General features: G+C 73.8%; 10 protein-coding genes. All 10 read left to right on the top strand.

Going from position 1 to position 12,369, the window contains the following annotated elements:
* Positions 1–86: 86 nt before the first annotated feature.
* A complete protein-coding gene (locus EV376_RS27245) occupies positions 87–1,631 on the top strand; it encodes a UDP-N-acetylmuramoyl-L-alanyl-D-glutamate--2,6-diaminopimelate ligase (protein ID WP_486482819.1) in 1,545 nt (514 codons plus the stop codon).
* Complete coding sequence (locus EV376_RS27240; protein ID WP_130327868.1) at positions 1,628–3,064, top strand: UDP-N-acetylmuramoyl-tripeptide--D-alanyl-D-alanine ligase; 1,437 nt, start codon at positions 1,628–1,630, stop codon at positions 3,062–3,064. The genes EV376_RS27245 and EV376_RS27240 overlap by 4 nt, the downstream gene beginning before the upstream one ends.
* The gene (mraY, locus tag EV376_RS27235; protein WP_130327866.1) at positions 3,061–4,185 is read left to right on the top strand and encodes a phospho-N-acetylmuramoyl-pentapeptide-transferase; all 1,125 of its coding nucleotides are present in this window, start codon (positions 3,061–3,063) and stop codon (positions 4,183–4,185) included. The genes EV376_RS27240 and mraY overlap by 4 nt, the downstream gene beginning before the upstream one ends.
* A gap of 278 nt (positions 4,186–4,463) precedes the next feature.
* Entirely contained in the window at positions 4,464–5,888 is a 1,425-nt protein-coding gene (locus EV376_RS27230) for an FtsW/RodA/SpoVE family cell cycle protein (protein ID WP_486482941.1), read from the top strand.
* Complete coding sequence (murG, locus tag EV376_RS27225) at positions 5,888–6,994, top strand: undecaprenyldiphospho-muramoylpentapeptide beta-N-acetylglucosaminyltransferase (RefSeq protein WP_130327864.1); 1,107 nt, start codon at positions 5,888–5,890, stop codon at positions 6,992–6,994. Before EV376_RS27230 ends, murG begins: the two co-directional genes overlap by 1 nt.
* Positions 6,991–8,523, top strand: coding sequence for a UDP-N-acetylmuramate--L-alanine ligase (gene murC, locus EV376_RS27220; RefSeq protein ID WP_130327862.1), 1,533 nt, complete (start codon positions 6,991–6,993; stop codon positions 8,521–8,523). Before murG ends, murC begins: the two co-directional genes overlap by 4 nt.
* Complete coding sequence (locus EV376_RS27215; RefSeq protein WP_130327860.1) at positions 8,520–9,383, top strand: cell division protein FtsQ/DivIB; 864 nt, start codon at positions 8,520–8,522, stop codon at positions 9,381–9,383. The genes murC and EV376_RS27215 overlap by 4 nt, the downstream gene beginning before the upstream one ends.
* A gap of 227 nt (positions 9,384–9,610) precedes the next feature.
* A complete protein-coding gene (gene ftsZ, locus EV376_RS27210; protein ID WP_130327858.1) occupies positions 9,611–10,726 on the top strand; it encodes a cell division protein FtsZ in 1,116 nt (371 codons plus the stop codon).
* Positions 10,727–10,735: 9 nt separating this feature from the next.
* Positions 10,736–11,482: a YggS family pyridoxal phosphate-dependent enzyme gene (locus EV376_RS27205; RefSeq protein WP_130327856.1), complete on the top strand. Its 747-nt coding sequence runs from the start codon at positions 10,736–10,738 to the stop codon at positions 11,480–11,482.
* Between the two features lie 195 nt (positions 11,483–11,677).
* A complete protein-coding gene (locus EV376_RS27200; RefSeq protein ID WP_130327854.1) occupies positions 11,678–12,367 on the top strand; it encodes a cell division protein SepF in 690 nt (229 codons plus the stop codon).
* Positions 12,368–12,369: the final 2 nt, after the last annotated feature.

The following is a 12,369-nucleotide window of genomic DNA, read 5'->3' as shown; positions in this document are numbered from 1 at the left end:
GGAAACGGGACATCATCGGTGCGTGCGGACGAACCACCGGGGCGGCTGTACGGCCGGAACCGGACGACCGGGTAGGGTCTGACGCCGTGTCCGGCAATCCTCGTCCCCGTACCGTGACCGGCGTCCGGCTCGGCGACCTCGCCGCCCGGCTCGCCGCCGAACCCGGCGCGGGCGCCGTCGACCCCCGGTCCGCGGCCCGGGAGCCGGTCGTCACCGGGATCACCCACGCCAGCCAGGAGGTCCGCCCCGGCGACCTGTACGCGGCGCTGCCCGGCGCCCGGCGCCACGGCGCCGAATTCATCCCCGCCGCGGCCGCGGCCGGCGCGGTTGCCGTGCTCACCGACCCGGCCGGCGCTCCGGCGGCCGAGCAGGCGGGTTTGCCGACCCTGGTGGTGCCGGACCCGCGTGCCGTGCTCGGCGACCTGGCCGGTGCGGTGTACGGCGACCCGACCGCCGGGCTGACCGTGATCGGGCTGACCGGCACCGCCGGCAAGACGTCCACGGCGTACCTGGTCGAGTCCGGGCTGCGCGCGGCCGGGCACACCACCGGGCTGATCGGCACGGTCGAGACCCGGCTGGGCGACCTGGTCATCGACAGCGTCCGCACCACGCCCGAGGCGACCGACCTGCACGCGATGCTCGCCGCCGCCCGCGAACGCGGCGTGACGGCCGTCGTCATGGAGGTGTCCAGCCACGCCCTCGCGATGGGCCGGGTCGGCGGCGTCCGGTTCACCGTCGGTGGATACACCAACTTCGGCTCCGACCACCTCGACTTCCACGCCGACGCCGCCGACTACTTCGCGGCCAAGGCCCGCCTGTTCGACGGTCGCTGCGACGTCGAGGTGCTCAACCACGACGACCCGGCGCTGCGACCGCTGTACAAGCCGGCCACCGTGACGTACTCGGCGGCCGGTGACCGGTCCGCCACCTGGTGGGCCGACGAGATCGGCGGCGAGGGGTACGCGCAGCGGTTCATGCTGCACGGCCCGGACGGGCTCACCCTGCCCGCCGGAGTGGCCCTGCCCGGCCGGCACAACGTCGCCAACGCGCTGCTCGCCGTCGCCGTGCTGGTGGCGGCCGGGGTGGACCCGAAGACCGCCGTCGAGGGCGTGGCCGCCTGCGGCGGCGTCCCGGGGCGGCTGGAGCTGGTCCGGGCCCCCGGCCCGGTGCGGGGCGTGGTCGATTACGCGCACAAGACCGACGCGATCGTCGCCGCGCTCACCGCTCTGCGGGAGCTCAGCGCCGGGCGGCTCATCTGCCTGCTCGGCGCGGGCGGCGACCGCGACCGGGGCAAGCGCCCCCTGATGGGCGCGGCGGCGGCGGAGGGGGCGGATGTGGTGCTGGTGACCGACGACAACCCCCGGACCGAGGACCCGGCCGAGATCCGCGCCGAGGTGCTCGCCGGGGCGTACCGGGCCGGCACCGACGCCCGCATCCTGGAGGTGCCCGGCCGGCGCGCGGCCATCGTCGAGGCCGTCCGGCTCGCCGAGCCCGGCGACATCGTGGCGCTGCTCGGAAAGGGCCACGAGCAGGGCCAGGAGGTCGGCGGGGAGGTGCACCCCTTCGACGACCGCACCGAGTTGGCCGCCGCGCTCGGCGCCCGCTTCGGCGACCCGGCGGGGCAGCCGTGATCCCGCTGTCCCTGGCCGAGGTGGCCGCGGCCGTCGGTGGTCGGCTGGTGGCCGCCGACCCGGGTGGCACGGTCACCGGCCCGGTCGAGTTCGACTCCCGCAAGGTCGCCCCGGGCGGGCTCTTCGTCGCCTTCCCCGGGGAGCAGGTGGACGGGCACGACTACGCCGCGGCGGCCGTCGCGGCCGGCGCGGTCGCCGTGCTCGGCACCCGCGAGGTGCCCGGCGTGCCGATGGTGCTCGTCGACGACGCTCTCGCCGCCATGGGCCGGCTGGCCCGCGCCGTGGTGGACCGGCTGTCCGGCCTGACCGTCATCGGTCTCACCGGCTCCTCCGGCAAGACCACCACCAAGGACCTCATCGCCCAGCTCGCCGGCCGGCTCGGGCCGACGGTGGCGCCACCCGGATCCTTCAACAACGAGCTGGGGCACCCGTACACGGCGCTGAAGGCCGGCCCGGAGACCCGCTTCCTGGTGATGGAGAAGGGCGCCCGGGGGGTGGGGCACGTCCGGTACCTGTGCGACGTGGTGCCCCCGCGGATCTCCGTGGTGCTCAACGTCGGCGTCGCCCACATCGGCGAGTTCGGGTCCCGGGAGACCATCGCCCTGGCCAAGGGCGAGCTGGTCGAGGCGCTGCCCGTGGACGGGCTGGCCGTGCTCAACGCCGACGACGACCTGGTCTCGGCGATGGCGACGCGGACGCAGGCCCGGGTGATCCGGTACGGCGAGGCGGCGGACGCCGACGTCCGCGCGGTCGACGTGACGCTGGACGAGCGCGGCCGGCCGTCGTACACGCTGGTGACGCCGGAGGGCGATGCGCCGGTCCGGCTCGGGCTGACCGGCCGCCACCAGGTGTCCAACACGCTCGCCGCCGCGGCGGTGGCCCGGGAACTGGGCATGCCGCTGCCCGAGCTGGCGACCGCGCTGGGCGCGCTGGGTCTGGTCTCGACCCGACGGATGGACGTGTTCGAGCGCACCGACGGGGTCACCGTCATCGACGACTCGTACAACGCCAACCCCGCCTCGATGGCGGCCGCGCTGCGCGCGCTGGCCGGCGTCGGGCAGGGGCGGCGCACCGTGGCGGTGCTCGGCTACATGGCCGAGCTGGGGCCCTTCGAGCGGGACGGGCACGCCGAGGTCGGCCGGCTCGCGGCCGAGCTGGGTGTCGACCGCCTGCTCGTGGTGGGCGAGGCGGCGGCGCCGATCCACGAGGGCGCGACATCGGTACGTGACTGGGGAGGAGAATCGGTGCTGCTCACCGATCAGGCGGGCGCTGTCGAGGCGCTGCGGGGCGACCTGCGGCCGGGCGACGTCGTCCTGGTGAAGGGCTCGCGGTACCGCACCTGGGAGGTGGCGGACGCGCTGCGCGCCGACGCGGTGGCCGCCGGCGGGTCGGCCGGCGACGGTGCCGGGTCGACTGGCGGTGAGGCCGCATGAGGGCGGTCATCGTCGCGGTCGGGGTGGCCTTCCTGGTGTCGTTGTTCTGCACGCCGATCGCGATCCGGGTGTTCACCCGGCTCAAGGCCGGCCAGCCGATCCGGGCCGAGGGCCCGGCGATGCACCAGGGCAAGAAGGGCACGCCGACGATGGGCGGCGTGGTCTTCATCCTGGCCACCGTCATCGCGTACGTCGCCGGCCACCTGGCCCTGACCACCCTGCCGGACGCGCAGATCGCCCAGGTCGAGCCGACCATCACGGCGCTGGTGCTGCTCGGGCTGATGGTGTTCTCCGGCGCGGTCGGTTTCATCGACGACTTCCTCAAGGTACGCAAGCGGCACAGCGGCGGTCTCAACAAGCGCGGCAAGCTGCTCGGTCAGATCCTGGTCGGCGCGGTCTTCGGGGTGATCGCCCTCTACTTCCCGAGCACCATGACCGACGCCCAGGGGCAGGTGACCAACACCGAGACGGTCGGCAGCACCACGCTCAGCTTCATCCGGGACATCCCGGCGCTGGAGCTCACCAAGGTCGGCGCGGTGATCGTCTTCATCTTCGTGGTGATGGCCGCGACGAACGGCGTCAACCTCACCGACGGCCTGGACGGCCTGGCCACCGGCGCCTCGGTGATGGTGCTGGCGGCGTACGCGCTGATCGCCTTCTGGCAGTACCGGCACTGGTGCGCCGACCCGAACTACACCCAGGACTACTGCTACGCGGTCCGGGACCCGCTGGAGATCGCCCTGATCGCCGGCGCGGCCGCCGGGGCGTGTGTCGGCTTCCTGTGGTGGAACACCTCCCCGGCACGGATCTTCATGGGGGACACCGGTGCGCTGGGCCTGGGCGGCCTGATCGCCGGCATGGCGATGTCCACGCGGACGATCCTGCTGCTGCCGATCATCGGCGGGCTGTTCGTGATCATCACGATGTCCGTGGTGATCCAGATCATCTCGTTCCGCACCACCGGCAAGCGGGTCTTCCGGATGTCGCCGCTGCAGCACCACTTCGAGCTCGCCGGCTGGAGCGAGGTCAACATCGTGGTGCGGTTCTGGATCATCGCCGGCATCGGCGTGGCGATCGCGCTGGGCCTGTTCTACAGCGACTTCCTCGCCCACGTCGGCTGAGACACCCCGCAGCACCCCCTTCAACATCCGCGCACTTGCACCGAAAGAGTGGCCTCCGGGCGCCGGAAGGCCACTCTTTCCGGGAAAGTGCGCGCACCTGCCGACACGCCGAGGGGGCGGTTGCGGGCGTACGGGCGGCGGTCAGGCGCGATGATGGCGGGGTGGGGGAGGCGCGAGGCAGCGAGGTGACGACGGAGTCGACAACCCGGCGGTCGGGCGGGCGTACGCCCGAACCGGCCGGCGGCACCCGACCGCCGGAGGAGCCCGGCGGTGGGACGCTGCGCGGGCTGGACGCCGCCGGCGGGCTGGCCGCCCTGCGCGGGCTGCTGGACCGGCCCCTGGCCTCCTACTACCTGCTGCTGTCCAGCGCGGGCCTGTTGCTGCTGATCGGCCTCACCATGGTCTTCTCGGCGACCAGCGTGCGCGACTACGCCGCGGGCGGCGACGCGACCGCCTCGCTCACCAAGCAGGCGATCTTCGCGGTGATCGGCATCGTGGCGTTCTGGGCCTGCCAGCGGCTGCCCGCGCGCACCTTCCGGGTGGTCGGCTGGCCCGCCCTCGGCGTCTCCGTGGTGCTGCTGCTCCTGCTGAACGTGCTGATGGCCCTCCAGTCCCTCGCCGACGTCGAGCGGCTCGGCCCGGTGTACGCGGACCTCAACTGGCTGCACCTGGGCCCGATCCAGCTGCAACCGTCGGAGCTGGCCAAGTTCGCCCTGGTGCTGTGGGGGGCCGACGTCGTCGCCCGCAAGGGCGCGAAGCTCGGCTGGTGGCGGGAGCTCGCGACGCCGCTCTTCCCCGTCGTCGGGCTGCTGTTCGTGCTGGTCGGCTACAACGACCTGGGCACCATGCTCTGCCTGCTCGCCCTCGTGATCGGCCTGCTCTGGGCGGCCGGCGTGCGGCTGCGGGTCTTCGCCACCCTCACCGCGGTCGGGCTGGTCGGCATCGGCCTGCTGGTCGCGGTGGCCTCGCTCGGCGCCGGATCGGGTTCCAAGGACGCCGACAACTACCGGCTGGCCCGGCTGACCATGTTCATCAACCCGCCCCCGCCGGACCAGTGCAAGCTCGAGGACTGCTACCAGATGGTCCAGGCCCGGTACGCGATCGAGAACGGCGGCTGGTTCGGCACCGGCCTGGGCAAGAGCTCGCTGAAGTGGGACTGGCTGCCCGCCGCGCAGAACGACTTCATCTTCGCCGTCATCGCCGAGGAGCTGGGCGTCGTCGGGTGCGGCGTGGTCGTCGCGCTCTTCGCCGTCCTCGCGTACACCGGGCTGCGGATCGCCCGCCGGGTGGCCGACCCGTTCCGGCGGCTGGCCGCCGCCGCCGCGACCGCCTGGCTGGTCGGCCAGGCCGTGATCAACATCGGTGGGGTGGTCGGTCTGCTGCCGCTGACCGGCGTGCCGCTGCCGTTCATCTCCGACGGCGGCAGCGCCCTGGTCGTCACGCTCGCCGCGGTCGGCATGCTGGCGTCGTTCGCCCGCGCCGAACCTGATGCGGCGAGAGCCCTCCATGCCCGTCCGCCGGCCCGATGGGTCCGACTAGTGTGGGCCCCGTTGCCGCCGCTTCCCGGCCGCCGCCGGGCGAAGGCCGGTTCGGCCACCCGAGCACGGGTGCCCCGGGAGCGGCGCGGAGACGACCAGGCCGCTTCGCGTGGCGCCCGGCAGGACCGGGTCCGGCGCGGGTCGGCGGACGAGAGGAGACGGTGATGGGTCCGCTGCGTTCGGTGGTGCTCGCGGGAGGTGGCACCGGGGGACACATCTACCCGTTGCTCGCCTTCGCCGACTGCCTGCGCCGGCACGACCCGGGCGTCCGGATCACCTGCGTGGGCACCCCCAAGGGCCTGGAGAACGAGCTGATCCCGCCGGCCGGGTACGACCTGCGCCAGATCCCCGCGTACCAGCTGCCGCGCTCGGTCAACATGAACCTGGTGAAGACGCCCGGGCGGATGTGGACCGCGGCCCGCGCCGCGGGCAAGGTCATCGACGAGGTGCGCGCCGACGTGGTGGTGGGCTTCGGCGGGTACGTCTCGGTCCCGGCGTACCTCGCCGCGTGGCGGCGCGAGCTGCCGATCGTCATCCACGAGGTCAACGTGCCGCCGGGGGTGGCCAACCGGCTCGGCATGAAGTTCACCAAGCACGTCGCCGTCGGCTTCCCGCACCAGCCGGCGCAGGCCGAGGCGCTGCGCGACGCCCGGGTCGTCGGCGTGCCGCTGCGCCGCGCCATCGCCGGTCTGGACCGGTACGCCGCCCGCAACGCCGCCCGGGCCCACTTCGGACTCCGCCCCGACCTGCCGGTGCTCTTCGTGGCCGGCGGCTCGCAGGGCGCCCGGTCGATCAACCTGGCGGTCGCCGGCGCGGCCAAGGAACTGGCCCGCAACGGCGTGCAGGTGCTGCACGTGATCGGCGCCCGCAACGAGCCGGTGCCGGTGCCGAGCGACCTGCCGGTGCCGTACGTGACCCTGCCGTACCTGTCGCAGATGGAGCTGGGCTACGCCGCGGCCGACCTGATGCTCGGCCGGGGCGGCGCGATGACCTGCGCGGAGGTGGCGGCGATCGGGCTGCCCACGGTCTACGTGCCGTACCCGCACAGCAACCAGGAGCAGAAACGCAACGCGTTGCCGGTGGTGGAGGCGGGGGGCGGGCTGCTCGTCGACGACGCCGAGCTGACGCCGGCGTGGGCCGAGCGCACGCTGATCCCGCTGATCCGGGACCCGCAGCGGCTGGCCACGATGGGCGCCGCCGCGGCCGCCTACGGGCGTCGGGACGGCGACGAGGCGCTGCTCAACTTCGTCTACGAGGCGGTGGTCCGGTGAGCGCGCGGCAGTTCACCCCGGCCGGCACGCTGACCGCCGAGGATCTCGGCACCATCCACCTGATCGGGGTGGGCGGGGTCGGCATGAGCGGCCTGGCCCGGCTCTTCCTCACCCGCGGCATCCCGGTCTCCGGCAGCGAGCTGCGCGAGTGGCCGTCCCTGGCCGGTCTGCGCGCCCTCGGCGGAACGATCCACATGACCCACGAGGCGGCGAACCTCGACGGCGTGGACACCGTGGTCTACTCCTCGGCGATCCCCCAGGACCACCTGGAGATGGTCGAGGCGCGCCGCCGCGGCCTGCGGGTGCTGCACCGCTCCGAGGCCCTCGCCGCGGCGATGACCGGGCGGCGGACGGTGGCGGTGGCCGGCACCCACGGCAAGACCACCACCACGTCGATGGTGACCATGGTGCTCCAGCAGGCCGGCGTGGACCCGTCCTTCGTGATCGGCGGCGAGATCTCCGAGGTCGGCTCCGGCGCGCACCACGGCACGGGGGAGTACTTCGTGGTGGAGGCGGACGAGAGCGACCGCTCGTTCCTCATCTACCGGCCGTTCGTCTCGATCATCACCAACATCGAGGCGGACCACCTCAACACGTACGGGGACCTGGCCAACCTGGAGGCGACGTTCGCCGAGTTCGCCCGGCTCACCGACCCCGACGGGTTCATCATCACCTGCGCCGACGACGCGGGCGGCCGGCGGCTGGCGGAGACGCTGCGCGCCGAGGGCCGGCGGGTGCACACGTACGGCCGGTCGGCCGACGCCGACCTGCGGCTGACCGAGATGGCCTCCTCCGCCAAGGGCGTCCGCTACCTGGCCGAGATCGACGGGCGGTCGCTGGGCGAGTTCCGCCTGCCGGTGCCGGGCCGCCACATGGGTCTCAACAGCGCCTCGGCGGTGCTCGCCGCGTACCTGCTGGACCTGCCGCTGGAGGCGGCGGAGGCCGCGCTGGCGGCGTTCCCGGGCGTCCGGCGGCGCTTCGAGCGCAAGGGCGTCGCGGACGACGTGCTGGTCTACGACGAGTACGCCTACCACCCGACCTCGATGACGCTGGCCCTGGAGACGTTGCGGGAGGTGGCCGGCGACGGCCGGCTGATCGTGGTGTTCCAGCCCTACCGGCTCTACCGCACCCGGGATCTGCAGGCGGAGATGGCCGAGGCCCTGGCGATCGCCGACGAGCTGGTGCTGCTGGAGGTCTTCGGGCCGGGTGAGCTGCGGGCGCCGGGGGAGGGTTCGGCGGCGCTGGTCGAGGCGGTGCCGTTGCCGGCCGACCGGAAGGTCTTCGTCGACTCCTGGGAGGCCGCGCCGGTCGAGGTCGCCCGCCGGGCCCGGCCGGGCGACGTCGTGGTGACCATGGGCGCCCCGCCGATCTCGCTCATGGGCGACGAGCTGCTCGACGCGCTGTCCGCGCGGCGCGACGGTCCGACCGGTACGCCGCCCGGCGCCGAGACCGGTGGTGCGACGACGATCGGGGGTACCGTCCCCGGTGTCGCCGGCGGCCCGGTCCCGGACGCCTCCGCCGCCGGATGAGCCCGGGGCCCGCGCGCGGTCGCCCGGCGGGCGCGGACGGCGGCGCCGGTCGTCGGGCGCCCGCGCGCCCCTCGGGCGGGGAGGGCGGCGCGGGCCGTCGGGGTCCCGCCCGCCGCTGGCAGCTGGTCCGGGCCGGCCGGGACGCGGTACCCGCCTCGACCCGGCGGTTCATGGCCCGTGCCCGGCAGCGGCGGATGCGCGCGGCCCTGCCCTGGGCGGTCGCGGCCGGCGTGCTGGCGCTGACCGGCCTGGTCGCCTGGGCTCTGCTCAGCACCGGGCTGTTCGGGGTGCGGGAGGTCCGGGTGGAGGGCGCCGAGCTGGTCACGGCGGTCCAGGTGCGCGACGCCGCCCGGGTGCCCGACGGCATGCCGCTGGCCCGGGTCGACCTGGCCGCCACCGCCCGGCGGATCGGTTCCCTGCCGGCGGTCGAGCGGGCGGACGTGACCCGGGACTGGCCGGACGCGCTGGTGGTCCGGGTGACCGAGCGGACCGGGGTGGCGGTGGTGCCGCAGGGCGGGCAGTTCGCGGTGGTGGACGGCGCCGGGGTGGTCTTCCGGACGCTGCCCGAGCGTCCCGACGGGCTGCCGCTGGTCCGGCTGGCGGCCCCGGGGCCGGCGGACCCGGAGACCGGGGCCGCCCTGGAGGTGCTCGCGGCGCTGACTCCGCAGCTGCGGGAGCAGCTCGTGGACGTCACGGTCGAGGGGTTGGCCCGGATCACGCTCAACCTGCGGGGCGAGCGGAGCGTGGTGTGGGGCGACGCGACGCGGGGCGAGGACAAGGCCCGGGTCGCCACCGCGCTGCTGGACCGCCAGGCGGACACGATCGACGTGAGCGCTCCGGACGTCGTGACCTTCCGCTGACGTGTGACGCGTACCGGGTGGCGACACGCCGCCGCGGTTGCTTGGCTCATGGGGCGGGGGCGCTTACGTTGCCCCGAAGAGGATCAGTGGTTGACATAACTGTAACCCTCTAGTAGAGGGTGAGGGTTTGCGCCCGAGCCCCGCTGGTGACAGCTTCCGTCGACCGCTGACCTGGCGAAGCCGTGTGGGGCGGCCCATGCCAATCTCGAGGGGGAAAGGACCTTCAGATGACACCTCCGCACAACTACCTGGCGGTCATCAAGGTCGTCGGCATCGGTGGCGGCGGCGTGAACGCCGTCAACCGAATGATCGAGGTTGGGCTCAAGGGCGTCGAGTTCATCGCGATCAACACCGATGCGCAGGCGCTGCTGATGAGTGACGCCGACGTCAAGCTCGACGTCGGCCGCGAGCTGACCCGCGGCCTGGGTGCCGGCGCCAACCCGGACGTCGGCAAGAACGCCGCCGAGGACCACCGCGACGAGATCGAGGAGGTGCTGAAGGGCGCCGACATGGTCTTCGTGACCTGCGGCGAGGGCGGCGGCACCGGCACCGGCGGTGCGCCCGTGGTGGCCAACATCGCCCGCAAGCTCGGGGCGCTCACCATCGGCGTGGTCACCCGGCCGTTCTCCTTCGAGGGCAAGCGCCGCCAGGTGCAGGCCGAGGCCGGCATCGACGAGCTGCGCAACCAGTGCGACACGCTGATCGTGATCCCGAACGACCGGCTGCTCGCGCTCGGCGACCGCAACATCTCCATGATGGACGCCTTCCGCACCGCGGACCAGGTGCTCCTCTCCGGTGTCCAGGGCATCACCGACCTGATCACCACCCCGGGTCTGATCAACCTGGACTTCGCCGACGTCAAGAGCGTGATGAGCGGCGCCGGCAGCGCCCTCATGGGCATCGGCAGCGCGCGGGGCGAGAACCGCGCGGTCGAGGCGGCCGAGGCCGCCATCTCCAGCCCGCTGCTGGAGCAGAGCATGGACGGCGCGCGTGGCGTGCTGCTCTCCATCGCCGGCGGCTCCGACCTCGGCCTGTTCGAGATCAACGACGCCGCGCAGCTGGTCACCGACGCCGCGCACCCGGACGCGAACATCATCTTCGGCGCGGTCATCGACGACGCCCTCGGCGACGAGGTGCGGGTCACCGTCATCGCGGCGGGCTTCGACGGGGGCGCTCCGGCGTACAAGGCGGCCGAGCCGGCGCGCAAGACCAACCAGAACCAGCCGGCGCCGGCCACCCCCGCGGTGACGCCGCAGACCACCGTGCCGGCACCGCAGCAGTCGCCCCGCCGGGTGCTCTTCGACGACGTCGACGTGCCCGACTTCCTCAAGAACGGTTCCTGAGCCGCTCCGATGACCGACAGTTCCACCTCGGTGCGCCCGGAGCGGCGTGCGGACCTCGCGGCCGGTCTCGCCCGCGTCCGTTCCCGGATCGCCGACGCCTGCGCGGCGGCGGGCCGGGACCGCGGCGAGGTGACCATGATCGCGGTGACCAAGACGTACCCGGCGAGCGACGTGGTCGCGCTCGTCGGGCTCGGGGTCGCCGACGTGGGGGAGAACCGCGACCAGGAGGCGGCGCCGAAGGCCGCCGAGGTGGCGGGGGCCGGGGTGACGCCCCGGTGGCACTTCATCGGGCAGTTGCAGCGCAACAAGGCGAAGTCGGTGGTCCGGTACGCCGACGTGGTGCAGTCGGTCGACAGTGTCCGGCTGGCGGGGGCGCTGGACGCGGCGTCGGCGCGGGTCCGGGACCGGCCGCTGGACGTGCTCGTGCAGGTCAGCATCGACGGGGACGCGGCGCGCGGCGGTGCGCTGCCCGGCTCGGCCGACCCGGACGCCGGGCTCGACCCGGTGGCCGAGGCGGTGGCCGGGGCGGACGGCCTGCGACTCGCCGGCCTGATGGCGGTGGCGCCGCTGGGCTGGGAACCGGAACGGGCGTTCGCCCGGCTGGCGGAGGTGGCGGCCGGGTTCCGGAGCGGGCATCCGGAGGCGACGCTGTTGTCGGCGGGCATGAGCGGGGATCTGGAAATTGCGATCCGGTACGGCGCGACACATGTCCGGGTGGGCAGCGCGTTGCTCGGAATGCGTCCCACGCTGCGGTAGCCTGACCCGGCAGGAGAGCAAATTACATCAGTGTTGTTTGTGGGAGCGGCATACCCCGGATCGGGGGTCATGGCGCGCGACGCGAATCGCGCGCCGGGGGATTGCCGATCCGGTCCGGTGGGCAGAGATGATCCACTCGCGACTAGCGACACGGCACGGGGGTGCGTGCCGCACGGCGGACGGGAAGGGCGCGGGATGGGTGCGCTGCGCAAGGCGGGGGTCTGGCTCGGTCTGGTCGAGGAGGACGACGAGCGGGCCTACGACGACGGTGGCTACGACAAGGGCGGCTACCGGGACTCGCGGTACCGGTCGAGCCGGTACTCCGAGGAGTTCGCGGACGAGGACGAGGACGACGCCGAGGACGCGCCGTCGCCCCGGCCGCGGCTCGGTGACCGGGGCCGCCTCGAGCGGGCCGCGGCGCGGTCCGGCGACCTCGATCGCGTCGAGGCCGAGCGGCCGGAGCGCGTCGAGCGGTCCAGCGTCCGGTCGATCACCCGGTCCGCCGCGGAGCCGTCCGGTGCGCTGACCTACCACACCCGCGACAACCTGGCCCTGGCACCGCAGGCGCCGGTGCGCGAGCGCGCCGTGACGGCGGACGAGGAGCAGCGTTACCAGATCACCACGCTGCACCCGACCACCTACCGGGAGGCGCGGACCATCGGCGAGCACTTCCGCGACGGCGTTCCGGTGATCATCAACCTCACCGAGATGGACGAGGCGGACGCCCGCCGACTGGTCGACTTCGCCGCCGGTCTCGCGTTCGGGCTGCGCGGTACGATCGAGCGCGTGACCAATCGGGTGTTCCTGCTCTCACCGGCCAACGTCCAGGTCACCGCTGAGGACAAGGCCAAGATCGCTGAGGGCGGCTTTTTCAGTCTCAGTTGATC

Source organism: Micromonospora sp. CNZ295 (assembly GCF_004217535.1).
The sequence above is the reverse complement of the archived record's forward strand: the minus strand, read 5'-3'. Positions and strand labels throughout refer to the sequence as shown.